Origin of the sequence: Streptomyces cyaneus, from assembly GCF_004028635.1 — a bacterium.
Taxonomy (GTDB): Bacteria; Actinomycetota; Actinomycetes; order Streptomycetales; family Streptomycetaceae; genus Streptomyces; species Streptomyces cyaneus.
Genome location: NZ_ML138678.1, coordinates 48618 through 73165, shown reverse-complemented (window position 1 = coordinate 73165; position 24548 = coordinate 48618). Strand labels below are relative to the sequence as shown.

At 70.8% G+C, this 24548-nt stretch carries 21 protein-coding genes; 13 read left to right on the top strand and 8 right to left on the bottom strand.

Annotated features, from left to right (window positions below; all coding sequences use genetic code 11):
* Positions 1-464 precede the first annotated feature (464 nt).
* Together EHO50_RS00305 and EHO50_RS00300 are read right to left on the bottom strand one after the other, a co-directional pair.
* A complete protein-coding gene (locus EHO50_RS00305; RefSeq protein ID WP_128427646.1) occupies positions 465-2330 on the bottom strand; it encodes an AAA family ATPase in 1866 nt (621 codons plus the stop codon).
* Between the two features lie 430 nt (positions 2331-2760).
* Positions 2761-3381, bottom strand: a complete 621-nt coding sequence (locus tag EHO50_RS00300) for a uridine kinase family protein (protein ID WP_128427644.1) — start codon at positions 3379-3381, stop codon at positions 2761-2763.
* 242 nt (positions 3382-3623) lie between these two features.
* Here EHO50_RS00300 and EHO50_RS00295 point away from each other — a divergent pair, with 242 nt between their 5' ends.
* From EHO50_RS00295 to EHO50_RS00275, 5 genes are all read left to right on the top strand, one after another.
* The gene (locus EHO50_RS00295; protein ID WP_181449531.1) at positions 3624-4577 is read left to right on the top strand and encodes a hypothetical protein; all 954 of its coding nucleotides are present in this window, start codon (positions 3624-3626) and stop codon (positions 4575-4577) included.
* A gap of 37 nt (positions 4578-4614) precedes the next feature.
* Entirely contained in the window at positions 4615-6156 is a 1542-nt protein-coding gene (locus EHO50_RS00290) for an amino acid permease (protein WP_128427642.1), read from the top strand.
* Between the two features lie 248 nt (positions 6157-6404).
* Positions 6405-7775 (top strand): peptidase C39 family protein, encoded by a 1371-nt coding sequence (locus EHO50_RS00285; protein ID WP_128427640.1) that lies wholly within the window; start codon positions 6405-6407, stop codon positions 7773-7775.
* Between the two features lie 70 nt (positions 7776-7845).
* Entirely contained in the window at positions 7846-7986 is a 141-nt protein-coding gene (locus tag EHO50_RS00280) for an SCO1431 family membrane protein (RefSeq protein WP_128427637.1), read from the top strand.
* Between the two features lie 148 nt (positions 7987-8134).
* Entirely contained in the window at positions 8135-8794 is a 660-nt protein-coding gene (locus EHO50_RS00275) for a TetR/AcrR family transcriptional regulator (protein WP_128427634.1), read from the top strand.
* Positions 8795-8849: 55 nt separating this feature from the next.
* Here EHO50_RS00275 and EHO50_RS00270 read toward each other — a convergent pair whose 3' ends face one another.
* Positions 8850-10100 carry a glycoside hydrolase family 18 protein gene (locus EHO50_RS00270; protein ID WP_128427631.1) on the bottom strand — a complete coding sequence of 417 codons (1251 nt, stop codon included), beginning with the start codon at positions 10098-10100 and terminating at the stop codon, positions 8850-8852.
* Between the two features lie 341 nt (positions 10101-10441).
* On the opposite strand from EHO50_RS00270, the gene EHO50_RS00265 reads away from it, so the two are divergent.
* The 3 genes from EHO50_RS00265 (at position 10442) to EHO50_RS00250 (ending at position 14193) form a co-directional block, all read left to right on the top strand.
* On the top strand, positions 10442-11614 hold the full coding sequence (locus tag EHO50_RS00265; protein WP_128428901.1) for an acyl-CoA dehydrogenase family protein: 1173 nt from the start codon (positions 10442-10444) through the stop codon (positions 11612-11614).
* 350 nt (positions 11615-11964) lie between these two features.
* Entirely contained in the window at positions 11965-13074 is a 1110-nt protein-coding gene (locus EHO50_RS00255; RefSeq protein WP_484422061.1) for an Rv3169 family protein, read from the top strand.
* 12 nt (positions 13075-13086) lie between these two features.
* A complete protein-coding gene (locus tag EHO50_RS00250; protein WP_128427626.1) occupies positions 13087-14193 on the top strand; it encodes a phosphotransferase family protein in 1107 nt (368 codons plus the stop codon).
* A 46-nt stretch (positions 14194-14239) separates the two neighbouring features.
* On the opposite strand, the gene EHO50_RS00245 is transcribed toward EHO50_RS00250, so the two are convergent.
* Entirely contained in the window at positions 14240-14677 is a 438-nt protein-coding gene (locus EHO50_RS00245; RefSeq protein ID WP_128427623.1) for a hypothetical protein, read from the bottom strand.
* 267 nt (positions 14678-14944) lie between these two features.
* Here EHO50_RS00245 and EHO50_RS00240 point away from each other — a divergent pair, with 267 nt between their 5' ends.
* The 4 genes from EHO50_RS00240 to fxsA all read left to right on the top strand — a co-directional run bounded on the left by EHO50_RS00240 (position 14945) and on the right by fxsA (position 19111).
* On the top strand, positions 14945-15385 hold the full coding sequence (locus EHO50_RS00240; protein ID WP_016434164.1) for an Lrp/AsnC family transcriptional regulator: 441 nt from the start codon (positions 14945-14947) through the stop codon (positions 15383-15385).
* Between the two features lie 58 nt (positions 15386-15443).
* Positions 15444-17057, top strand: a complete 1614-nt coding sequence (locus EHO50_RS00235) for an amidohydrolase (RefSeq protein ID WP_128427621.1) — start codon at positions 15444-15446, stop codon at positions 17055-17057.
* Positions 17058-17618: 561 nt separating this feature from the next.
* On the top strand, positions 17619-18437 hold the full coding sequence (locus tag EHO50_RS00230; RefSeq protein ID WP_128427618.1) for a polyprenol monophosphomannose synthase: 819 nt from the start codon (positions 17619-17621) through the stop codon (positions 18435-18437).
* A 119-nt stretch (positions 18438-18556) separates the two neighbouring features.
* Positions 18557-19111, top strand: coding sequence for an FxsA family membrane protein (gene fxsA / locus EHO50_RS00225; RefSeq protein WP_128427616.1), 555 nt, complete (start codon positions 18557-18559; stop codon positions 19109-19111).
* Positions 19112-19329: 218 nt separating this feature from the next.
* Here the strand turns inward: fxsA and EHO50_RS00220 are convergent, their stop codons facing one another.
* From EHO50_RS00220 to yczE, 4 genes are all read right to left on the bottom strand, one after another.
* On the bottom strand, positions 19330-19704 hold the full coding sequence (locus EHO50_RS00220; RefSeq protein WP_003977404.1) for an RNA polymerase-binding protein RbpA: 375 nt from the start codon (positions 19702-19704) through the stop codon (positions 19330-19332).
* Positions 19705-19982: 278 nt separating this feature from the next.
* A complete protein-coding gene (locus EHO50_RS00215; protein WP_128427614.1) occupies positions 19983-21368 on the bottom strand; it encodes an MFS transporter in 1386 nt (461 codons plus the stop codon).
* Positions 21369-21425: 57 nt separating this feature from the next.
* Positions 21426-22196, bottom strand: a complete 771-nt coding sequence (locus tag EHO50_RS00210; RefSeq protein WP_128427612.1) for a glycerophosphodiester phosphodiesterase family protein — start codon at positions 22194-22196, stop codon at positions 21426-21428.
* Entirely contained in the window at positions 22193-22909 is a 717-nt protein-coding gene (gene yczE / locus EHO50_RS00205; protein WP_181449530.1) for a membrane protein YczE, read from the bottom strand. Before yczE ends, EHO50_RS00210 begins: the two co-directional genes overlap by 4 nt.
* Positions 22910-22973: 64 nt before the next feature.
* Between yczE and EHO50_RS00200 the strand changes: the two genes are divergently transcribed.
* Entirely contained in the window at positions 22974-24473 is a 1500-nt protein-coding gene (locus tag EHO50_RS00200; RefSeq protein WP_128427609.1) for an SCO1417 family PLP biosynthesis transcription factor, read from the top strand.
* Positions 24474-24548: the final 75 nt, after the last annotated feature.

Sequence of the window (24548 nt, the reverse complement as noted above, 5' to 3'; positions counted from 1 at the left end):
CGTACCCGGCAGCTGCGGGCGTCCGCGCCGCTGGGTGGTGGGCAAGGGTGGCGCCTGCCTCTCGCAGTTGTGCCGCCGGGGCGGCCTCTACTTGCGTGCTTGTATCCCGCGCCGCTTACGGGCGGTCCTGCGGCTGGGGCGGCACCCGTGCGGCGGTCCTGGCATCCCGCACGGCCTGTGGCCGGCCATGCTGCGGGGGCGGTGCCCACCTGGCGGGACCCGCCCCTGCGTACCCGGCAGCTGCGGGCGTCCGCGCCGCTGGGTGGTGGGCAAGGGTGGCGCCTGCCTCTCGCAGCCGTGCCGCCGGGGCCGTGCCCACCTGGCGGCATCTGCATCCCCACGCAGCCTGCGGGCAGTCGTGGCGCTGGGATGGCACCCGTTCCACGGACGGCGCACCCCGCAAGCGCGGGCGAGTGCCCCCACCCCCGGCAGCAGCTACGGCGCCGAGCGCTGGTCGGCGCCCGTCACATCGCCGATGGATCCTGCGGCCCCCGGCCCGACAGCACTTCCCCGTACGCCTGCATCAGGTCCGGCAGCCGGAGTGTCGACAAGTCGTCCCTGGTCAGCGCCCCCGGATAGGTCGTCAACCGCAGATCCCGATACGCGCAGCTCTTCTCGTACAGCGTCCGCAGGAACCGCCCGTTGCCCAACTCGTCGATCCACCCCTGGTCGACCACATGCCCGGCGATGGACCGCAGCTCGTCCAGTGCCTCCTCGTCCCACACGTCCCCGTTGTCCCCGGCGAGCACCTCGCCGATCGAGGTGAGTTCGAGGGGCCGGTAGGACGGGAAGTCGACGCGGGTCGTGAAGCGGGACGACAGGCCCGGATTGGCGGCCAGCAGACGGTCCATGCCCTCCGGATAGCCGGCCAGGATCACCACCAGGTGGTCCCGGTTGTCCTCGGCCCGCTTCAGCAGTACCTGGAGGGCCTCGTCGCCGTAGGCGTCGCCCTTGCCGTAGCCGGAGTTGGACAGGGAGTACGCCTCGTCCACGAACAGGACACCGCCGAGCGCGGAGTCGATGAGCTCGTTGGCCTTCACGGCCGTCTGGCCCAGGTACTCGCCGACCAGATCGGCTCGCTGGGCCTCCACGAGGTGGTCGCCGCCGAGGAGCCCGAGGGCGTAGAAGACGCGGCCCAGGATGCGGGCGACCGTGGTCTTGCCGGTGCCGGACGGGCCGGAGAAGACGAAGTGCCGTTTGGGCGGCTGCACCGGCAGGCCCTGCCCGGTGCGCAGCCGGGCCATGTTCAACTGGGCGGACAGCGCCTTGACCTGGCGTTTGACGGGCTCCAGCCCCACCATGCGCTCGAGCTCGGCGAGCGCCTCCTCGAGTAACCCGGGGTCGGTGGGCCCGGCGGGCAGCGGCTGCTGCGATACGGCCGTCTTCTCGCGCACCGCCGGATCGACCACCGACGGCAGTGGACCGGCGGGCGGCAGGTCGGGGTCCGGCAGCCTCAGGTCCCGTCCCTCGATGCCGAAGAGCGGATCGAACCCGTCGGGACCTTCGACCACGTCCTGCCCGACCCCGGTGAGCGTGATCGCCGCGAGGTCGGCGGCGTCGTCGTAGCCGTCGCCCTCGGCGATCGCCGCGAGCCGGGCCGAGGTGTCCATGAAGGCGGGGTCGACACGGTGCACGGCACGGTAGAGCGGGAGGGCGGCCGCGGACCGGCCCGTGCCCTCGTGCGCCCGGGCCAGCCAGTACCGCAGCTCCTTGCGCTGCGGCTGCTCGCTGCGGCAGCGCATCAGCGCGGCCGACAACAGCGGCTCGGCCTGCCCGTACGTCTCCAGCCGTACCCGCGCCATCCCGCCGAACAAGCCGGCCTCGATGCCGAGCAGCGGGTCGTCGAGCAGCGGGTCGGTGTGCCGGACTAGCTGCTCCCAGTCCTTGACGAGGTAGGCGCGGCAGGCGTGCAGGAAGCGGACCTGGTGGTCGGTGTCCACGGGCGGGAGCCCGGCCAGCGCGCGGTCCAGCTCAGGGACGTGCCGGCCGTCCAGCCAGTGCGAGGCGTGGGCCAGCAGCAGATCGCGCGGGCTCTCCAGGACCGGCTGCACCCACCAGCCCAGCCAGTACCAGGAGTTGAGCGTCCGCCGGTGCCGGGTGCGCTGTTCCCCGAAGCGCTCCCGGTGCCGGAACATCCGCAGCAGCGCGGTCGTCGTGTCGACGCGCAGCGCGTGCAGCCCGAGCCAGCCGTCGGCCATCCCGGGATCGATCCGCACCGCGGTACGGAACTCCTCCTCCGCCTGCGGATACGCCCCCATCGTGTAGGCGTCCACGCCTCGCAGCCAAGCGAGGTCGGCCGGGGCCTCGGGGCCCTGCGTGCCGAAGTCCATCACGTCCCCCCACAAACCGTGCCCCCGTCGGTTGGCCGACCGGTCGCGCGTCGACCGCCTTGATCGAACCGCCGTACCGCGGACCGGAGTTGCAACGGTGCGCAGAGCAGCCGTCCGTAGGGCGCACCGAGGGCATCGTACCTGCGAGGGTGCAGCCCACCCCAGAGTGCCGCACGGGCCGTTTGGCGAGGTGGGAGCAGATCGGGCCCACCGCACTCGGTGACCGAGGGTGAGCGAATCGCGCCTCTCGGCGCCCGGGAAAAGGGGTGAGGGCAGAACGAAGCCCCCGATCACGGGGGAACAACCGGGGGCTTCGCGTGTGTGGGCGGCTTCGAATAGCCGCACATTGAGAACGTAAGACCTGTACGGGCCCCGGGTCAAGCCGAGTTGAAGCACTCCGGGAACTTCTCCCGCAAGGCTCTTCACAAGTTCAGCACATTGCCGATGGCCCGTCACCGTGCGTGATGGACTGGTCCGGTCCAACGGTCCCAGCAGGCCCAGGAATCACCTCATATCCCTTGCCGCACTGCCGAACCAGAAGATCGGCGAACGGCCGGGACGGGTCATGTGCGAAGTGCTCGCGCTCCGCCCTGACCCACCTGTCCCAGAACTCCCGCTGCTCCTCCCCGTCCCGCGAGCGCCCCCGGGTCCACGACTCCTCGTGGGCCAGCTCCATCCACAGCAGCCGGGCAAGGTGCGGGCGCAGTGCGCGGCGGCCGGCGCCGACGCCCTCGATGACGATCACCGGGGCGGGCGGCAGGGCGAGGGGCGGTCCGAAGCGGCGGGCCCGCCAGTCGTAGGGCGTGTAGTGGGCGGTCTCGCCGTGGGCGAGCGGTTCGATCACCTGGGTCAGCAGGCGCTCGGTCCACTCGAACAACTCGTCGTGGCTGGCGATGTCGTCGAGGTGCAGCACCGGGGCGTCGCCGAGCGCGCGGGCCAACTGCCCGGCGAACGTGGACTTTCCGGAGCCGGCGTGCCCGTCCACGCCGATGAGGCGGACCGGTCCGCAGGACGGGGGGAGGCGGCGGAGCCGCGTGGCGAGGTCGTGAATCGTTTTTCCTGAAGTGCAGCGAGGGTGGGCATATTTCGTTGGAACATTCTAGTAGCGGGTGAAAGCGGGTGGTGGGACGGGATGAGAAAAGGTGTCGCTTTGAACTAGCTGCCGGATGCCCGCAATGCCGCCGAAAAACTCCGGCCGCCACAGCGAAATGTGCGTTCCGGTTGAGACCCATGCTGAGTAAGGTGCCAGGTGCGCAACTGTGAGGTGCCGTAACGGGGGATGGGCTGGGACACATGGCCGCGGGGTTATTCGAAGGGCAGTATGTGTGGCATCCGGCGGCCGACGACCGCTTGCTCGCGAGCGTATGCGTCGATGTACGCGCCGGCCGTTATCTGAGCGCCCGCGACGCGCTGGCCGAAACCCATGGCGACTTCGGTCTGCGCGCCCACCGCTCTCTCGTGCTCGCCTCCGAGGCCGCCGACTCCGACCTCGTCGAGCGCTGGCTTGCCGAGGAGCCCGGCCCCGAGGCGGCGCTGCTGTGGGCGCGGGTGGCCGTGCTGCGGGCGCTGCGCGCGGCCGACGCGCGGGACTCCCGGGCCGAGGCGCTGGAACGGATAGCGCTGGCCGCCTGTGACCGGGCCGCGACGGCGGACCCCGCCGACCCCACACCCTGGGTGGCCAAGCTGGCCATGGCCCGGCTGCACCGACTGCGCGACCAGGCGCCGCACGGGCTGCTCACGGCGCCGCCCGGACCGTGGCGCCTGTTCGCCCACGTCCTCTCGCTCGACCCCTGGCACCGTGAGGCCCACCACCGCTTTCTGGCCTGCTTCTTCACCCGGCACGGCGGCTCCGTGACCGCCGCCTGGGACGTCGCCGCCTTCCTCGGCCAGCGCGCGCCCGCCGACTCGCCGCTGCGGCTGCTCCCGCTGGTCGCCCTGGTGGCGAGCTACGACCCGACCCAGCTGCTCGCCGACCGCGTCTGGGAGCAGCCGCAGTGGCGCTCGACCGCGCTGGCGATCCACCAGAACTGGCTTCCGGCGGTGGCCGAATACCGCTTCACTCCGGTCCTCGACCTGGCCTACCTCGCACACGCGTTGGTCATGGCCCGGTGCGAGGAGGAGGCACGCGCCGTCTTCGCGGCGATGGGGCCGTACGCCTCCCGGATGCCCTGGTCCGCCTTCGGCGACCCGGCCGGACAGCTCTCCCGGGCGCGCCGCGCCTGCGGGCTGCCCGTGCCGAGCGTCTGACGGACCGCAACCCCCCACCAAGAGAAAGGTCCAACCCGTGTCAGAAGGGATATCGGCTCCGCGTGCCAAAGCGCGCGGGGGCGCGGTTCCGATCGCGCTCGACGACGATGCGACCCTGCATGCGATGGGTTATCCGAGAAAACTCACGCGACGCTTTCAGGCATTCGACAATTTCGCCATCTCATTCACCATCATCAACATCATCTCCGGAATCTTCTCGGGCTTCGGGTTCGGTTTGAACGCGGGCGGCCCGAGCATTCTCGTCTTCGGCTGGATCGGCGTCTCTGTCATGGTGCTCTTCGTGGGAGCAGCGATGGCAGAAGTCGCCTCGGCCTATCCGACGAGCGGCGCGCTCTATTTCTCCGCCGGAAAGCTCGCCAAGCGGCACAAGGGGGCCTGGTCCTGGTACACGGGCTGGCTGAACTTCGTGGGCCAGGTCGGTGGCACAGCGGCCACCGGGTACGCCGCTGCCACCTTCCTCCAGGCCTTCATCGCCCTGCAGTGGCCCTCGTACGAACCGACGCTGCACCGGACGGTGCTGATCACGGCGCTGATCATCGTGCTCCAAGGGCTCGCCAACACCTACACCGTGCACCTGGTGGCCGTACTGAACCGGATCTCCGTGTGGTGGCTGCTGAGCGGACTCGTGGTTATCGTGACCGCCCTGATCGTCATGCCCGAACATCATCAGTCGGCGTCGTTCGTCACGCATTTCGCGAACAACACCGGTTTCACGAACGGGCTTTACGGCGGGATGCTCGGTCTGCTGGTCACCAGCTGGACCTTCACCGGCTTCGACGGCAGCTTCCACATGTCCGAGGAAACGGTCCGGGCGACGGTCAACGCGCCGAAGGGGATCACGCGGGCGATCGGATACTCGGCGATCGCGGGACTGCTGCTGATGCTCGCATTGGTCTACAGCATTCGGGACTACGACCGTGTGGCGAGCGCCGACGCGCCTCCCGTACAGATCCTGATCGACGGGCTGGGACTGGGGACCGCCAAGGTGGTGCTGCTGATCGTCATCGGCGCCATGCTCTTCTGCGGGCTCGCCAACCTCACCAGCAACACCCGGCAGATCTTCGCCTTCTCCCGGGACGGCGCGATGCCCGGCTCCCGCTGGTGGCACTCGGTCTCGCCGCGCACGCGCACGCCCGTCAAGGCGGTGTGGCTGGCGGTGGCCTGCTCGCTGGCGCTGGTGCTGCCCGGCTGGTGGTCGCACACGGCGTTCACCGCCATCGTCAGCGTCAACGTCGTCGGACTCTTCCTCGCGTACGCCGTCCCGATCCTGCTCCGGCTGCGACTGGGCGACGAGTTCCAGCCAGGGCCCTGGCACCTGGGCCGCTGGGGACGGCCGGTCGGGGTCGTCGCGGTGACCTGGATCCTGCTCAGCAGTGTCCTGTTCATGCTGCCGCAGGCCTCGCCGATCACCGCCCACTCGTTCAACTACGCGCCGATCGCGCTGGGCGTGGTCCTGGCCGTGGCCACGGTGTGGTGGTTCGCCGCCGCCCGCCGCCGCTTCCACGGCCCGGTCAGTTACGGCCGCCCGGATGAGGTCGCCGCCATGGACCTCGTCTGACGACGCATCACCGGTAGGGCCTCCAGGCGGTCGAGCGTCTGCAGGCCCGTCGTGGCTGGTCGCGCAGTTCCCCGCGCCCCTTCGGGGCGCGGCGGAACCGTCGGCAGTAGCCCTGCCAGTGGTCGACACCAATATTCGTAGACGCGCCAGGGACCGCAGTGCTGGAAGACGCCGCCGCCTGCGGCCATAGTTGGCGGACAGCCGTGCCCTGGACCCGCCCGACTCGGACACCTGGGGGTCTTCCGCCCATGAGCAGCGCCGAACAGCCGTCCCGCAGAACCGTCCTGGTCGCCGCGGTCGCCGCAGCCGTCGTCGGCGGCGGCAGTGCCGGCCCTGCGGTCGCCGCCGACACCACCGCCGATGGCGCGGACCCCGAGCAGGCCCCGGCCCGCGCCGTCGACAACCGCGCCTGGACCACGTACACCGACTGGCGCAGCGGTGCCGCCGAGGGCACACGTGCCGTCGCGGGTGCCCGCCCCGGCATCGTGATCGCCACGCCCGCCGGCACCACCGACTACACGGACCCGCACACCGGCAAGAGCGCCCGCTGGGAGTACGCGACCTGGACCTCCCCGGTCCACCGGCTCACCGTCCCCTCGACCGAGGCGATCGCCTCCTGGAACGCGCACACCCCCACGGGCACCTGGCTCCAGATCGAACTCCGGGGGACGTACTCCGACGGCACCGTCACCCCCTGGTACGTGCTGGGCCGCTGGGCCGCCGGTGACCAGGACATCCGGCGGACCTCGGTCGACGACCAGAGCGACGGCAGGAGCAGCGTCTGGACGGACACGTTCGCCATCGACGACCCGGCGACAGGCCTGCGCCTGGCTTCGTACCGGCTGCGGCTGACCCTCTATCGCAAGCCCGGGACCAAGCTCACCCCCACCGTCTGGCGGGTCGGCGCGATGGGCTCCGACGTTCCCGACCGCTTCACCGTCCCGGCCTCCGCCCCCGGTCTCGCCCACGAGCTGACCGTCCCGCGCTACTCGCAGGAGACCCATGTCGGTCAGTACCCGGAGTACGACAACGGCGGCGAGGCCTGGTGCAGCCCCACCTCCTCGCAGATGATCGTCGAGTACTGGGGCGGCCGGCTCACCCAGGAGCAGCTGGCCTGGGTCGACCCGGCGTACGCCGACCCGCAGGTCTGCCATGCGGCCCGGTTCACCTTCGACTACCAGTACGACGGCTGCGGGAACTGGCCGTTCAACGCCGCCTACGCGGCCACCTTCGAGGGCCTCCAGGGCGTGGTCACCCGGCTCGGCTCACTCACCGATCTGGCGACGCTGATCGCGGCCGGCATCCCGGCCATGACGTCCCAGTCCTTCCTGGAGGGGGAGCTGACCGGGGCGGGGTACGGCACCGCCGGGCATCTGATGACCGTCATCGGCTTCACCGCCGACGGCGACGTGATCGCCAACGACCCGCACTCACCGAGCAACGAGGCGGTGCGGCGCGTCTACAAGCGGCGCGAATGGGAGAACGTCTGGCTCAGGACCAAGCGGTATGACGCCGGCGGCAAGGAGGTCTCCGGCTCGGGCGGCGTCTGTTACCTCTACTTCCCGGCGTCTCCGACCCCGCGCCAGCGTGCCGCGCTCGCGGCGGTGGGCGTGCGCTGAGCCGCTGGGGCCTTTGCGCTGTGAGCAACGTCTCTGCCGCAAAAGCCGTTCCCGGTGGCAAGGTGGGCATATGACCGCGCACTCAGCCACCGCCGCCCGCGTCCGCACCGGCGGCCCCAAGGGAGACGGCCCGAAGCTCGTCGAGCACATCATGGGCTGGACCCTCGTCGTGGTCGTCGCGATGCTCGTCACCCAGCTCGGCCTGCTGTGACCTGACCCACACCGGGCGCTTTGATCGGACATATGCCGACCGTGCAGTCGAGCGTTCCCATCAGAGTCGATCAGACTCGAACGGCCAGCCGGTGTACGTCTGCCATACTGCCGATGTCCCGCAGCCCGTTGGAAATCCAGGGTCTAAATTGAATATTAGTCAACAGCGCGACGCGGCCCGTCCCCGGGCCCGCGGCACCGAGCGTTCGGTGGCGCGCCGTGCCGAACTCATCACCATCGGGCGGAAGTTGTTCGCCGACACGTCGTACGACGCGCTCTCCATGGACGACATCGCCCGGCAGGCCCATGTCGCCAAGGGGCTCATCTACTACTACTTCCAGTCCAAGCGCGGGTACTACCTGGCCATCATCCAGGACTCCGTCGCCGATCTGGTCACCTTCGCCGCGAGCGGGCTCGAACTCCAGCCGGTGGACCGGGTCCACCGCACCATCGACAGCTATCTCCGCTACGCCGAGCACAACCAGGCCGCCTACCGCACCATCGTCAGCGGCGGCGTCGGCTTCGACACCGAGGTGCACGCCATCCGGGACGGGGTGCGCGAGGCGATCGTGTCGACCCTCGCCGAGGGGGCGTACGGCCGCACCGACATCGCCCCGCTCGCCCGCATGGGTCTGCTCGCCTGGGTGTGCAGCGTCGAGGGCGCCACCCTCGAATGGATAGACAGCCCCGAACTGAACCGCGACACCATGCGTGAGCTGCTGGTGAAGACGCTGGGCGGCGCCATGCGCGCCATCGAGGAGATGGACCCCTCCTACCCGGCCCCGGAGCCCGCGCGCCGGGAGGTCTGACGCGGCAAGGGGCGGAGGCTCGTGGTCCTCCGCCCCAAGTCCCCCGTGGGCCCGGCTACTTGATGGACTTGATCAGCTCACCGTTCGCGGTGTCCCCGCTCAGCTCCCAGAAGAAGGTCCCGCCAAGCCCCTGCCGGTCCTTGTACTTCATCTTGGTCGCGATGGTCGCCGGGGTGTCGTAACTCCACCAGTCGTCCCCGCACTTGGCGTACGCGGTGCCGCCCACCGTGCCGGTCGCCGGGCAGGTCTGCTTGAGCACCTTGTAGTCCTCGAAGCCGTCCTCGTAGGTGCCCTTCGCCGGGCCGGTGGCGGTGCCGCCGGGCGCCGACTGGGTGACGCCGGTCCAGCCGCGGCCGTAGAAGCCGATGCCCAGCAGCAGCTTCGCGGACGGGATGCCCAGGCCCTTGAGCTTGGCGATGGTGGCGGCCGTGTTGTAGCCCTCCTGGGGGATGCCCGGGTAGGAGTTCAGCGCCGAGTGCGGTGCCGTGGGGCCGGTGGTGGCCCAGGCGCCGAAGTAGTCGTACGTCATCGGGTTGTACCAGTCGACGTACCGGGCCGCGCCCGCGTAGTTCGCCGCGTCGATCCGGCCGCCCTCGCTCGCGTCGGCCGTGATCGCCGCGGTGACCAGGTTCCGCTTGCCGAACTTGGCGCGCAGCGCCTTCATCAGCTCAGGGAATGCCTCCCGGCCGCTGGTGTCGCAGGTCAGGCCGCAGGCGTTCGGGTACTCCCAGTCGATGTCGATGCCGTCGAAGACGTCCGCCCACTTGGAGTTCTCGACCAGGTCGTAGCAGGACCGGGCGAAGGCCGCCGGGTCCTTGGCCGCCTCGCCGAAGCCGCCGGACCAGCTCCAGCCGCCGAACGACCAGACGACCTTGAGGTTCGGGTGGAGCTTCTTCAGCTTGCGCAGCTGGTTGAAGTTGCCGCTCAGCGGCTGGCCCGCGGTGTCCGCGACGCCGTCCACGGACTCCTCGGCGGTGAACGGCTTGTCGGTGTCCGCCCAGGAGTCGCCGAGCGCGCACTTGCCGTCGACGACATTGCCGAAGGCGTAGTTGATGTGGGTGAGCTTCTTCGCCGAGCCGGACGTCTCGATGTTCTTGACGAAGTACTGACGGTCGTAGATGCCCCAGTCGGTGAAGTAGCCGACCACCTTCGAGCCGGCCGCCTTGCGGTCGCCGTCCTGGTCGGGGCCGTTCTGGTCGGCGGTCGCCTGGCCGGCGCCGGCGAGCAGGGTGGCGCCGAGGGCGGCGGAGCATACGGCGGCCAGCAGCACGCGGCCGCGAGCACGGGAAGGGAGCGGGGTGTGCATCGGGTGTCTCCTCGCAGGGGACAGAGGGGATCGCACGCATCGCACGCTGATTGGCATGAACGCGGGAAGCGTTGGACCGAAACGGTAGGAGGACTAGACCATTTGGTCAATGGTTCGGACCAATTCGGAGAGTCGGGACGGAGTCGGAAAGTTTCTTGGAGTAAGCGGTCGTTAACTGGTGACTCGATGTTCCCGATCGGGCATACTCACCGCAGAGCCGCTGGTCAGCAGCTTCCGCGATCCGGGAGTGGAGCATCGGCCGGTACCCGAGACACCAGGCGGAGCCGCCCCACCCAAGGCGCGTGACCGTCGACTTTCCCGAACGGGAGGAGAGCGTCGCCATGCCCGACCGCGCCCCGCAGCCGGTGGACCGTCAACTGCCCACGGACGAGGCCCGGGATCTGATCTCGCTCGTCCGCGACATCGCGCAGCGCGAGATCGCCCCGAAGGCGGCCGAGGAGGAGGACGCCGGACGCTTCCCGCGCGAGGTCTTCACCCTGCTCTCCGAATCCGGGCTGCTCGGTCTGCCGTACGACTCCGAGTACGGCGGCGGCGACCAGCCGTACGAGGTCTACCTCCAGGTCCTCGAGGAGCTCGCCGCGGTCCGCCTCACCGTCGGCCTCGGCGTCAGCGTGCACACCCTGTCCTCCTACGCCCTCGCCGCCTACGGCACCAAGCAGCAGCAGGTCGAGCACCTGCCCGCGATGCTCGGCGGCGGGCTGCTCGGGGCGTACTGCCTCTCCGAGCCGTCGTCGGGATCGGACGCGGCGTCGCTGCGCACCAGGGCCGTACGGGACGGCGACGACTGGGTGATCACCGGCACCAAGGCCTGGATCACCCATGGCGGCATCGCCGACTTCTACACCGTCATGGCGCGCACCGGCGAGGAGGGGCCGCGCGGGATCACCGCGTTCCTGGTGCCCGGTGACGCGGCGGGGCTGAGTGCGGCCGCTCCCGAGAAGAAGATGGGCATGAAGGGCTCGCCCACGGCCCAGGTCCATTTCGACGGCGTCCGGATCCGCGACGAGCGGCGCATCGGCGACGAGGGCCAGGGCTTCGCGATCGCCCTGTCCGCGCTCGACTCCGGGCGGCTCGGCATCGCGGCCTGTGCGATCGGCGTGGCGCAGGCCGCGCTGGACGAGGCGGTGACGTACGCGACCGAGCGACGGCAGTTCGGCAAGCCCATCGCCGACTTCCAGGGCCTGCGGTTCATGCTCGCCGACATGGCGACCCAGATCGAGGCGGGCCGCGCGCTGTATCTGGCGGCGGCACGGCTGCGCGACGCGGGGCGGCCGTTCGCCAAGCAGGCGGCCATGGCCAAGCTGCACTGCACCGACACGGCGATGCGGGTCACCACCGACGCCGTGCAGATCCTCGGCGGGTACGGCTACACCGCGGACTTCCCGGCCGAGCGCTTCATGCGCGAGGCCAAGGTCCTGCAGATCGTCGAGGGCACGAACCAGATTCAGCGGATGGTCATCGCCCGTCACCTAGCAGGTCCCGAGGGACGCTGAACTGACCGTGCTTGACCTGCGGCGCCGCGAGCCGGATCCACTCCGGGTCGTGGCGCCCGGGCAGGGTGCGGCCGCGGTCGGCCCAGGTGCGCATCAGCTCGCGGTAGATGGGCGGATCCGGCTGCTGCGGAGGCGCCGGCGGAAGCGTTCCCGCGGGCCGCGGAACGAAGATGCGGCGCTGAGGCCCGGTCGCCGAATAGGTGGGGGGCATACCAGGGCAACGCGGAGGTGGGGGGACAAGTCACCGCCAGCCGGAATCGGGCGTGAGTTCACGGACGTCCGGCTCCCTCTCTGGTCAGGTCACGCCGTCTGACGTACCGTCAGGCCACCCGCCTCCAGGGAGGTTTGCCGTGGCCGACGACGACCGCCCGGTACCGCTCGACGAGTACCCGGTGCACCAGGTGCCCCTGTCCATGAAGTACGTCGCGACCAGCGACCGCAACGCATACGACCGCTGCATCTTCCACGTCCTCGACCATGAGGGGCGTGCCCTGCTGATCCTCGGCCTCGGGGTGTACCCGAACCTCGGGGTGATCGACGCGTACGCGACGCTGAGGGTGGGAAACACCCTGCACGCGGTCCGGGCGTCGGACGCGCTCGGCGAGGACCGGATGCGGCTCGCCGTCGGTCCGCTGCGCATCGAGGTCGGGGAGCCGCTGCGACGGCTGCGCCTGACCTGCGACGACGAGGAGTTGTCGTACGACATCACCTGGACCGCCGACTTCCCCGCCCTCTGGGAACCCCACCACCTGCAGCGACGCGGCGACCGGCTCAGCCTCGAAGGGCGCCGCTTCGTGCAGGCGGGGGGCGTGGCGGGCGTCGTGCGCGCGGGCGGTGCGGAGTTCCGTGTCACTCCTGCCGGCTGGACCGGCACCCGCGACCGCAGTTGGGGCGTGCGGCCGGTACCGGGGGAGGAGGGCGGGCGATTCGCCGAGGAGCATCCGACCGAGGGCTTCCACTGGATCTGGTGTCCGGTGCGCTTCGAGGACCGGTTCCTGATGGTGATCGTCCAGGAGGACGCGGAGGGATACCGCTCCCTCAGCGAGGCGACGATGGTCCGCCCCGGCCACCGCGACCGCCAACTCGGCTGGCCCCAGGCCGAGATCACCTACCGCCCGGGCACCCGCCACCCCGAACGCGCCCTCATCCACGTCGGCGACATACGCAAGCCGCAGGAACTGGAGGTGGAGATCCTCACCTCGTCCCCCCTCGCGATCGGCGCCGGCTACCCGCCCGCCGACGACTGGCAGCACGGCACCTGGCGGGGACGCGGCTGGACCGACCGCCGTACCTACGACCTCTCCGACCCCACCGCCCACCCCCTCGCCGCGTACGGAGTCACCGATCACGCCGCGCGCTTCCGGCTGGACGGCCGGGTCGGTCACGGCATCTTCGAGCACGGCTCGTTCGGACGGCACCACCCGAGCGGCTTCACGGACTTCAAGTCGGTTGCACCGTAGGGGGTTTGCGACATGGCAGCCACGGCACCCCGCCCTCGCACGACCACCCGTGACCCGGAGGAGATCACCCGCCGCCTCACCGCCTGGCTCGGCACCCGGCTGCCGGGCGCCAAGGCGGTCGGCGTCACCGCCCCCGAGTCGAACGGCATGTCCAGCGAGACCCTGCTCTTCGACATCGAGCACCCCGAACCACCGGTGCGGGCCTGCGCGTTGCGGCTCGCGGCGGACCCGGCCGCGTACACCGTCTTCCCGGTGTACGACATGCCGCGGCAGTACCGGACGATGCGCGTCGTGGCCGAGCACACGGACCTCCCCGTACCGAAGATGCTCTGGCTGGAGGAGGACCCCGGCCCGCTGGGGGCGCCCTTCTTCGTCATGGAGCGAGTCGCGGGGCGCGTGCCGCCGGACGTCATGCCGTACACCTACGAGGGCAACTGGCTGCACGCGGCGAGCGACGAGGAACGCGAGCATCTCGAAGCGGCGACGGTCGGGCTGCTGGCCCGGCTGCACGACCAAATACCGGCAGGGGAGGCCCAGTTCCTCGCCCTTCCAGGTGAAGGTGACGCACTGCGTCGCCATGTCACGGCGCAACGCGCGTACTACGAATGGGTGGTTGACGGACTCGCCCGTTCACCGCTGATCGAGGACGCGTTCGACCGCCTGGAGGAGCTCTGGCCCCGCGATCCGGGCACGCCGGTGCTCAACTGGGGCGACGCACGCATCGGGAACGTCATCTACGACGGTTTCGAACCCGCGGCCGTCCTCGACTGGGAGATGGCGGCACTCGCCCCGCGCGAGGTCGACCTCGGCTGGACCGTGTACCTGCACCGCTTCTTCCAGGACCTGACGGTCGCCTTCGGGCAGCGCGGGCTGCCGGACTTCCTGCGTCGCGACCGGGTCGAGGCCCGCTATGCCGACCTCACCGGTCACACCCCGCGCGGCATGGACTTCTACACGCTCTACGCCGCGCTGAGGCATGCCGTCGTCATGCTGCGCATCGCCTACCGCCAGGCCCACTTCGGCGAAGTCGCCGTACCGGCGGACCCGGACACACTGATCCTGCACCACGGCAGCCTGCGAGCCATGGTGCAGGGCAGTTACTGGGATCGCGCGATGTGACGGTGGCGGTGAGCGCTCAGCTGGTCTGCGCTCAGCTGCTGTGCGCTCAGGCGGCGTGGCGCCGCATGACCGGGACCCTGATGGGGCGCGAGCCCGGGCCACCGACGTGCGAGAACGGCTGGGTCCGCCAGTTCAGCCCCTGAGGGAGCGTCAACAGAAGGGCGGTGTCCTGCTCCTGAGGTTCCGCCGACTCGTCCGCCGAACGGGCCTCGGCGGCCAGGCGGCCCGTACCGGCACAGACCGTGAGACCGAACGGGTTCCACGGCGAGGCGCACAGCGCGTGCTCCGGCAGGACCTCCTCGTCCGCCAGCAGGGCGATGGGCTGCGCGCAGTCCGGGCAGATCACCCGGTACATCTCGAAGGTGTCGTACGCGTCGAGCTCTTCCTCGTCGAAGGCGTCGGGTTCGACGCCCTCCGGAGCGGGCTCGACGACCGGCTGGAGCCGCTTGGGTGCGGTACGACCAGGACGCTTAAGACTCTGCATGGATTTCTCCCCCTCGGGCTGGGCCGTGAAGGCGCTGCGGCCTCGACCACAGCAAGCACTTCCCGCCCGGTCTCGGCGGTAATCACGAGAACATCACGGAGCCTGTTCGAGGCCTGTGGCGTTCGTCACATGCCGCCCGCAGGTGCCCGGCGCGGCCGGTTTGTCCCTCAGTCGGCCCACAGACGCCTCTCGGCGACATCACAAACCGGGCATGACCTGGGCTGCTCAGGTATCCGAGGAGATCAACCGCACTGTAGGTTCTGCGTCATGGAGGAGCTGGACCGACAAATCGTGCAGCTGCTCGTCAAGGACGGGCGGATGAGCTACACCGACCTGGGCAAGGCCACGGGTCTGTCCACGTCGGCCGTGCACCAGCGGGTGCGCCGACTGGAGCAGCGTGGCGTCATCCGTGGCTACGCCGCGGTCGTCGACCCCGAGGCCGTGGGGCTGCCCATGACCGCGTTCATCTCGGTGAAGCCGTTCGATCCCAGTGCGCCGGACGACATCGCGGACCGGTTGGCCGGCGTGCCCGAGATCGAGGCCTGCCACAGTGTTGCGGGGGACGAGAACTACATCCTCAAGGTGCGGGTGGCCACGCCGCACGAACTTGAGGAACTGCTCGCTCGGCTGCGTTCACTGGCGGGGGTGTCCACCCGGACGACGGTGGTGCTGTCGACGCCGTACGAGGCGCGGCCGCCGAGAGTCTGAGGGCGTTGAGGGCGCCCCTGCCCAAAGCCGTCCGGGGTGAGGCGCGAGACTGTTCTCCATGAGTGAGTCCAGCGCCCCGCCGAAGACCGTCCTCCTCCGTCGCGGAGAGGTCCACAGCCCCGCCGACCCCTTCGCCACCGCGATGGTCGTGGAGCGTGGGCAGGTTGCCTGGGTCGGGTCCGAGGGGGCCGCCGATGCCTTCGCCGACGGTGTGGACGAGATCGTCGATCTGGACGGTGCTCTGGTCACGCCGGCGTTCACCGACGCTCATGTGCACACCACCGCCACGGGCCTCGCCCTGACCGGCCTCGATCTGTCCGGCGCGCCCTCCCTGGAGGCGGCTCTCGCTCTGGTGCGGGACTTCGCCGCCGCCCGCCCGCAGGACCGGATCCTCCTCGGCCACGGCTGGGACGCCTCCCGCTGGCCCGGCGGCCGCCCCCCGACGCGCGCCGAACTCGACGAGGCCACCGGGGGCCGCCCGCTCTACCTCTCCCGCATCGACGTCCACTCGGCCGTCGTCACCACGGCTCTGCTGGAGATGACGCCGGGGAACCTCGATGCGGTGGACGCCCCGCTCGTCGCCGGCGCCCATCACGCCGTACGCGCCACCGCGCTGGCCGCGATCACCCCCGCTCAGCGCATCGAGGCCCAGCGCGCCGCCCTCGCCCACGCCGCCTCCCTCGGCATCGGCACCGTCCACGAGTGCGGCGGGCCCGACATCTCCTCCGAGGACGACTTCACCGGGCTGCTGCGGCTCGCCGCCGACGAGCCGGGCCCCCGGGTCGTCGGCTACTGGGCGGAGGGGGCCGAAGAAGGAGTCGACAAGGCGCGGGAGCTGGGCGCGATCGGCGCGGCGGGCGACCTCTTCGTCGACGGCGCCCTCGGCTCGCACACCGCCTGCCTGCACCAGCCGTACGCCGACGCCGCCCACACCGGCACCGCCTACCTGGACGCGGCCGCCGTCGCCGCCCATGTCACCGCCTGCACCGAGGCCGGCCTCCAGGCGGGCTTCCACGCGATCGGCGACGCCGCCGTGACCGCCGTCGTGGAGGGCGTACGCGCCGCCGCCGACAAGCTCGGCCTCGCCCGCATCCGCGCCGCCCGCCACCGCGTGGAGCACGCGGAGATGCTCACCCCGGAGACCGTCGCCGCCTTCGCGGAACTCGGCCTGACCGCCTCGGTCCAGCCCGCCTTCGACGCGCTGTGGGGCGGCGAGGACGGCATGTACGCCCAGCGCCTGGGCGCCGAACGCGCCCGCTCCCTCAACCCCTTCGCGGCCCTGCTGCGCGCCGGCGTCCCGCTCGCCTTCGGCTCCGACAGCCCCGTCACGCCACTCGACCCCTGGGGTACCGTCCGCGCCGCGGCCTTCCACCACACGCCGGAGCACCGCGTGTCCGTGCGGGCCGCGTTCACGGCGCACACACGGGGCGGATGGCGGGCGATCGGGCGCGACGACGCGGGCGTCCTGGTGCCGGGCGCGCCTGCCGACTACGCGGTGTGGCGCACCGAGGAACTGGTGGTCCAGGCCCCCGACGACCGGGTCGCGCGCTGGTCCACCGACCCCCGTTCCGGCACCCCCGGCCTGCCCGACCTGACGCCGGGCCGCCCGCTCCCGCTCTGCCTGCGCACGGTGGTGGGCGGACGAACGGTCTTCGTACGGCCGGGCGAGTGATCTCCCGGGGTGGCGCGAACCCGATCGGTCCGCACCACCCCGTCGTGCGACCTGCGCATCCTCCGCGCTGACCAGGGGATTGAGTGAATAACCGCAGGTCAAACGGCTGTTGACAGGCGGAGGCCCGGGGCCGATAGGTTCGGCCGAGTCCACCACCGGACGCCCGACCGGGGAACCGCGGAACTTCCCCGAACCCGTCGCAAAGCCGCTGGGTCAGGGACGGTGTGCCGCACCGGGGCACCGCCACTGGGAGCCAGGCTCAGCGCTCGCGCGGCGACGACGGAACGTTCCGGCCGGTCGGGGAGGTGTGACCCGGGTGGGGCCCGGGCGCTCAGTAGACAACGGCTTTCGGTCGACCCGCAGCCAGCGGGTCCCAGGTCGGCCCGAAGGGCGCCGGGCCCCCATCCGCAGCAGAAGGCGCGAGTCGGCGCACAGTCACACGAAAAGCTGTACTTACCCCGCTCTTGTGGAATCGACACCACCATACGAACGTGTGGTCGCGTCAGCGCAGGCCGCGACCACTATGGTGGACGTCTGCGTACGGGACATGAAGGGGCAGCAGTGAACGACGGCGACGGGACCCTCGCGGCACAGGACCGGGGGAAGCAGTTCGGGCCGCTCGGCACGGCGTTGGTGATCATTCCGACCTACAACGAGGCGGAGAACATCAAGAGCATCGTCGGCCGGGTCCGCAAGGCGGTCCCCGAGGCGCACGTGCTCGTGGCCGACGACAACAGCCCCGACGGCACCGGCAAGCTCGCCGACGAACTGACCGTCGAGGACGACCACGTCCAGGTCCTGCACCGCAAGGGCAAGGAGGGCCTCGGCGCCGCCTACCTCGCCGGCTTCCGCTGGGGCATCGAGAAGGGATACGGCGTCCTGATCGAGATGGACGCCGACGGCTCCCACCAGCCCGAGGAACTGCCCCGCCTGCTGACCGCCCTCAAGGGTGCCGACCTGGTCCTCGGCTCCCGCTGGGTACCGGGCGGCCGGGTCGTGAACTGGCCGAAGTCCCGCGAGTTCATCTCCCGCGGCGGCAGCCTCTACTCCCGTCTCGCCCTCGATCTCCCGCTGCGCGACATCACCGGTGGCTACCGCGCCTTCCGCCGCGAGACCCTCGAGGGCCTCGGCCTGGACGACGTCGCCTCTCAGGGCTACTGCTTCCAGGTCGACCTCGCCCGCCGTGCGGTCAAGGCCGGCTTCCATGTCGTCGAGGTGCCGATCACCTTCGTCGAGCGCGAACTCGGTGACTCGAAGATGAGTCGCGACATCCTGGTCGAGGCGCTGTGGCGGGTCACGTCGTGGGGCGCGCGGGAGCGGGTGGGCAAGCTGATGGGGCGCACGAAGCCGTCGTCGCCGTCGCGGCCGTCCCAGTCGTAACCTGCGGCCCAGCAGCGGTCACAGGTGCCACAGGTGCCACAGGTGTCACCTACGACCGCGCAGGCGGCCTCGGTCGTCCCCTTATCCCGCTCTGAGCCGGGCCCAGGCACACTGGACTCATGACGACTGGCGCACCGACCCCCACCTATCCCGCCCGGCCTCGGCGCTCCCGAGTGCGGACTTTTCTGCCGCTGGGCATCGCGGCGTGGCTGGTGCTGGAGATCTGGCTGCTGACCGTGGTCGCGGACGCGGCGAGCGGGCTCTTGGTGTTCCTGCTGCTGCTCGCCGGCCTCGTGCTCGGCTCGGTGGTCATCAAGCGGGCGGGCCGACGCGCCTTCCAGGCCCTGAACGAGGCGCTGCAACGCGGCGGCACCCCGGCGAGCGGCGGTGGCAACGGCCTGATGATGCTGGGCGGCCTGCTGATCATGCTGCCTGGTCTGATCTCGGACGCGGTGGGCCTGCTCCTGCTGATCCCGCCGGTCCAGAAGGCCCTGAGCAGCTATGCGGAGCGGACATTCGACCGGAAGCTGCGTGAGGCGACCCCGGGTTCGTTCGGCGATGCGTACCAGCAGGTGCGTATACACCGTCCCGACGGCAAGGTCGTGCAGGGTGAGGTCATCAGGGACGAGCCGGGGGACGCGCCGGAGGGCCCGCGCCCGCCGCTGACCCGCTGACAGACCCCGCCGCTGACCCGCCTGACAGACATGGAGAGAAGCCCGGTGCCACCGAGCGCCGGGCTTCTTTCTTGGCACACCAGATGTTTTTGGCAGGCCAAGTCATTTTTGGGCACGCCAAACCGCGGGCGCCGTACGTCGACTTCACGTACGGCGCCCGCGGTTACAGGCGTTGCCTGGTCGATCCCCGCCCAAGCCCCGTGGGGGGCTCGCAGGGGTTAGGCCGACTTGCGGCTGTCCCGGGGATGAACCGCGATGTTCATCGCCCCGGAGCGCAGTACAGCAAGGCGCTCCTCGAGGACCTCTTCGAGTTCCTCACGGGTACGCCGCTCCATCAGCATGTCCCAATGCGTACGCGCGGGCTTGGCCTTCTTCTCCTCAGGGCCGTCGCCGTCCACAAGGAGTGCCTGGGCCCCGCAGACCTTGCACTCCCACTCCGGCGGGATCTCCGCCTCGACCGAGAAGGGCATCTCGAACCGGTGCCCCTTCTCGCATGCGTACTCCACGGCCTGGCGCGGGGCCAGGTCGATGCCGCGGTCCGTCTCGTAGCTGGTCACCACGAGGCGCGTGCCGCGAAGAGCTCGCTCACTCATGAATCGTGCCTCCCGGGCTTGTCGCCCACAGGACAGGTGTCGCTGTCGTCGTCATCCGGTCAACGTCCGGTCGGCGGTAAAGATTCCCGATCGGTGTCCCGTTCCGGGTGATGCGTCGCCGTCGTAGCCGCAGCCTTGCTGACCAATGTCGTACCCACCGGCGCCCGGTTTGTCACATCTGCTAGCAGATGTAACCCAGCGTTTCGGCATCTTTGACGCGCAGTAACGGTACGCCTGGCAGGCCAAACGCGTACACTACCGCCCTTTCACTCGGAACGCTAAATCGTTGTCGGGACCGGATTGCCCGCGTCGCTGATCGCGCGGCGCACCGGAACCCTCGCGAGCAGGGCGAATCCGATGATGAAGAAGGCCACCAGGGAGATGATCGCGTCCCGATAACTTCCGGTCAGCTGGTAGGTGAGCCCGAACAGAAGCGGGCCGAGCCAGCTCATGCCGCGGTCGCTCATCTCGTACGCCGAGAAGTATTCGGCCTCCTTCCCCGGCGGGACGAGATGGGAGAAAAGGGAGCGGGACAGAGCCTGGCTGCCGCCGAGGACCAGCCCGATGCCGGCCGCCAGCACGAAGAACCACACCGGTGCTCCGGCCGGCAGGAAGTACCCGGCCGCCAGCGTCACCGTCCACGCGACCAGCGAGCCGAGGATCGTCCGCTTCGCGCCGTAGATCCGGGCCAGCCGCCCCATCGCGAGCGCGCCCACCACCGCCAGTACCTGGACCAGCAGTACGGCGCCGATGAGCGTGGACTGCTCGAGGCCCAGTTCCTCGGAGCCGTAGACCGAGGCCTGCGAGATCACGGTCTGGACGCCGTCGTTGTAGATGAGGTAGGCGAGCAGGAAGGCGAGGGTCAGGGGGTGGCGGCGCATGTCGCGGACGGTCGCCGCGAGTTGCCGGAAGCCTGGGGCGGTCGGTTTCTTGGCCGTCTCCTCGTTCGTGCCGCTGGCTGTGGCTGCGGCTTTGGCGGACCTGCGGTCGTGCAGCCGTAGCAGCGGGATGAGCGTGAAGGCGCCCCACCACAGGCCCGCCGACGCGAGACAGATGCGGACGGCCATGCTCTCGGAGACGCCGAAGGAGTCGTGGGCCAGGTACAGGGCCAGGTTCACGATCAGCATCAGCGAGCCCGATGCGTAACCGAAGGCCCAGCCCCGGGAGGAGACCGCGTCGCGTTCCTCGGGCGGCGCGATCTGCGGGAGATAGGAGTTGTAGAGCATCATCGCGACCGACTGCGCCGCGTTCGCGACGACCAGTAGGAGGCCGCCCAGCAGATAGCGGTCGCCGTCGAGGAAGAACATGGCTGTGGTGGCCGTGGCCCCCACATAGGCGGCGGTCGCGAGGAGAGGCTTCTTGCGGCCGGTGCGGTCCGCTGCCGCGCCCACCAGGGGCATCACCAGGACGGCCACGATCACCGACAGGGACACCGAGTACGCGAAGAAGGATCCCGCCCGCACCGGTATGCCCAAGGGGTGGACGAACCCGTCCGCGTCCGCCGCCTCCCTGGCGACCGACGTCAGATAGGGGCCCAGGAACACGGTGAGCACGCTCGTCGAGTAGACGGAGCACGCCCAGTCGTAGAAGTACCAGCCGCGCTGCTCGCGCCGGCGCCCGGCGGCCTCGTCGGCCGACTCTGTCCGCACGGTTCCGGTGCCCACCCCGCGCCCTCGCTTCCCCGTGATGATCCCGCGCGCGGGTGGAGACGGGGACGGGGGTCAGACCCAGACGCCGCGGTCCTCCATGACCTTGCGCAATGTGTCGATGTGATCGGTCATGATGCCATCGACTCCCAGATCCAGGAGCCGGTGCATCGCATCGGGATCGTTGATGGTCCACACGTGCACCTGAAGCCCGCGCGCGTGGGCGGCCCGTACGAAGCGGTGGTCCACCACCTGGATCCCGGACTGTGTCTCGGGAACCTGGGCGGCGACCGCCGAGCGGCGCAGCGCGGCCGGCACGCCCCACGAGCGCAACCGCAGATTGAGCACACCCCGGGTGCCGTACGACGTCGCGAGGCGGGGCCCGGCCAGCCGCTGGGCGCGGATCACGCGGGCCTCGGAGAAGGAGCCGACGCAGATCCGGCCCCAGGAGTTGGTGCGCTCGATCAGCTCCAGGAAGGGGTGGAGCGCCGGTTCCGCCTTGAGGTCGACGTTCCAGCGCACGTCGGGGAAGGTCTCCAGGAGCTCCTCGAAGAGCGGTACCGGCTCCTTGCCCGCCACGCGCGCGTGCCGTACGTCGCCCCAGGGCAGGTCCGAGATCCGGCCCGCCCCGTCCGTCACCCGGTCCAGCGTCGAGTCGTGGAAGGCGACGAGCTTGCCGTCGCGCGTGGTGTGGACGTCGGTCTCGATGTACCGGTAGCCCATGTCGACCGCCCGCCGGAACTGCAGCACGGTGTTCTCCAGGCCGTCCGCCGCCCCGCCCCGGTGGGCGAAGGGGATCGGGCCGGGGTGGTCGAGGTAGGGGTGGCGTATCCGCGTGGTGCTCACGGACGCAGTATCGCGCGCCGGGGTTGCCCGGTGGCAACGACCGCGCTGCCGTCCGATGCCGAGGGGACGGCGAACACGCGCAGGAAGAGCTGGGCGAGCGGGCCGATGGACACCGCGTACAGGACGGTGCCCACACCGACCGTGCCGCCCAGGGCGAAGCCGGTCACCACGACCGTGATCTCCACGGCCGTGCGCATCAGGCGGATCGAGCGGCCGGTGCGCCGGTGCAGGCCGGTCATGAGGCCGTCCCGGGGGCCCGGGCCGAAGCGGGCGGCGATGTAGAGGCCGGTGGCCACACCGTTGAGCACGATGCCGGTCACGAGGAGGGGGATCTGTACGGCCAGGGTGTGCGCCTCGGGGACGAGGGCGAGTGTGCCGTCCATGGCGATGCCGACCACGAAGACGTTGGAGACGGTGCCGAGGCCGGGGCGCTGGCGCAGCGGGATCCACAGGAGCAGCACCGCCGCGCCGACGAAGATCGATACGACGCCGATGGTCAGGCCGGTGAGCTCGGCGAGGCCTTGGTGCAGCACGTTCCAGGGCTCCAGACCCAGGCCCGCCTCGACGAGCAGCGCCGAGCTCGCGCCGTACAGCGCGAGCCCGACGTAGAGCTGTGACAGCCGCCGTATGAGATGCCCTTGTGTGAACCGCTCTGTGGGATGCCCCTGCGTGGACAAGACGTGCCCCCCTGTGGTGGTAGTGGACTGATGCATGACACCCTGTGGCTTGGTAAGCAACACCATCCATGGCCAATTCGGGGAAGGTGGACTGGAAATCATGGCGCAGTGGACTTCCGTAGTGGGGGCCGCGCAACTCGCCCGGCTCCTCACCTCCCAGCAGGACCGCCCCGCCGGGCCCGGCACCAAGCGCCCGCCCGCGTACCGGTCCCTGGCCGACGGCATCCGACTGCTCGTACTGGAGGGGCGCGTCCCGGTCGCCGCGCGGCTGCCCGCCGAGCGTGAGCTGGCCCTCGCCCTGTCGGTGAGCCGTACGACCGTGGCCGCCGCGTACGAGGCGCTGCGCACCGAGGGGTTCCTGGAGTCGCGGCGCGGGGCCGGGAGCTGGACCGCCGTACCGGCCGGGAACCCGCTGCCCGCCCGTGGTCTGGAGCCCCTGCCGCCCGAGGCACTCGGCTCCATGATCGACCTGGGCACCGCGGCGCTGCCCGCGCCCGAGCCGTGGCTGACCCGTGCCGTCCAGGGCGCCCTGGAGGAGCTGCCCCCGTACGCCCACACCCACGGCGACTATCCGGCCGGGCTGCCCGCGCTGCGCGCGATGATCGCCGACCGGTACACGGCGCGCGGGATCGCGACCATGCCCGAGCAGATCATGGTGACGACCGGCGCGATGGGTGCCATGGACGCGATCTGCCATCTGTTCGCGGGCCGCGGTGAGCGGATCGCCGTCGAGTCACCGTCGTACGCCAACATCCTCCAGCTGATGCGGGAGGCGGGCGCCCGGCTCGTGCCCGTCGCCATGGCCGAGGGGCTGGCCGGCTGGGACGTGGACCGCTGGCGGCAGGTGCTGCGCGAGGCCGCGCCCCGGCTCGCCTATGTCGTCGCCGACTTCCACAACCCGACCGGGGCGCTGGCCGACGAGGACCAGCGGCGGCGGCTGGTGGACGCGGCACGGTCGGCGGGAACGGTGCTCGTCGCCGACGAGACGATGACCGAGCTGTGGCTCGATGACGTTCTCGAGATGCCGCGACCGGTGTGCGCCTTCGACCCCGCCGGGTCGACCGTCATCACCGTCGGGTCGGCCAGCAAGGCCTTCTGGGCCGGGATGCGGATCGGCTGGGTGCGGGGGGCTCCGGATGTGATCCGCAGCCTCGTGGCCGCGCGCGCGTACGCCGACCTGGGGACGCCTGTGCTGGAGCAGCTGGCCGTGAACTGGCTGTTCGGCACGGGGGGTTGGGAGCAGGCCGTGGAGCTGCGGCGTGGCCAGGCCCGGGAGAACCGGGACGCGCTCGTCGCGGCCGTACGGCGGGAGCTGCCCGAGTGGGAGTTCGAGGTGCCGAGGGGCGGACTCACGCTGTGGGTGCGGACGGGCGGCCTGTCGGGATCGCGGCTCGCCGAAGTCGGGGAGCGGGTCGGGGTTCGGGTACCGTCCGGGCCTCGGTTCGGGGTGGACGGCGCTTTCGAGGGGTATGTGCGGCTGCCGTTCACCGTGGGGGGTGCGGTGGCGGAGGAGGCCGCGGTGAGGTTGGCGGCGGCGGCACGGTTGGTGGAGAGCGGGGTGACGGGGGCGGGGGAGTCCGTGCGGCCGTTCGTTGCGTGACGGCGCCCGGCGTTGAGGGCCGGGCGGTGGTGGGTCGCGCAGCCCGGCGCCGGCGGGGTTCCGCCCTTCTTCGGG

Bases quoted from the DNA above. Each gene is read 5' to 3' on its own strand.
- EHO50_RS00280 (WP_128427637.1), top strand. From the start codon at position 7,846: ATGACCGCGCACTCAGCCACCGCCGCCCGCGTCCGCACCGGCGGCCCC.
- EHO50_RS00200 (WP_128427609.1), top strand. From the start codon at position 22,974: ATGGCGCAGTGGACTTCCGTAGTGGGGGCCGCGCAACTCGCCCGGCTC.
- EHO50_RS00285 (WP_128427640.1), top strand. From the start codon at position 6,405: ATGAGCAGCGCCGAACAGCCGTCCCGCAGAACCGTCCTGGTCGCCGCG.
- EHO50_RS00305 (WP_128427646.1), bottom strand. From the start codon at position 2,330: ATGGACTTCGGCACGCAGGGCCCCGAGGCCCCGGCCGACCTCGCTTGG.
- EHO50_RS00270 (WP_128427631.1), bottom strand. From the start codon at position 10,100: ATGCACACCCCGCTCCCTTCCCGTGCTCGCGGCCGCGTGCTGCTGGCC.
- EHO50_RS00235 (WP_128427621.1), top strand. From the start codon at position 15,444: ATGAGTGAGTCCAGCGCCCCGCCGAAGACCGTCCTCCTCCGTCGCGGA.
- EHO50_RS00265 (WP_128428901.1), top strand. From the start codon at position 10,442: ATGCCCGACCGCGCCCCGCAGCCGGTGGACCGTCAACTGCCCACGGAC.
- EHO50_RS00245 (WP_128427623.1), bottom strand. From the start codon at position 14,677: ATGCAGAGTCTTAAGCGTCCTGGTCGTACCGCACCCAAGCGGCTCCAG.
- EHO50_RS00295 (WP_181449531.1), top strand. From the start codon at position 3,624: ATGGCCGCGGGGTTATTCGAAGGGCAGTATGTGTGGCATCCGGCGGCC.
- yczE (WP_181449530.1), bottom strand. From the start codon at position 22,909: ATGCATCAGTCCACTACCACCACAGGGGGGCACGTCTTGTCCACGCAG.
- EHO50_RS00250 (WP_128427626.1), top strand. From the start codon at position 13,087: ATGGCAGCCACGGCACCCCGCCCTCGCACGACCACCCGTGACCCGGAG.
- EHO50_RS00240 (WP_016434164.1), top strand. From the start codon at position 14,945: ATGGAGGAGCTGGACCGACAAATCGTGCAGCTGCTCGTCAAGGACGGG.
- EHO50_RS00220 (WP_003977404.1), bottom strand. From the start codon at position 19,704: ATGAGTGAGCGAGCTCTTCGCGGCACGCGCCTCGTGGTGACCAGCTAC.
- fxsA (WP_128427616.1), top strand. From the start codon at position 18,557: ATGACGACTGGCGCACCGACCCCCACCTATCCCGCCCGGCCTCGGCGC.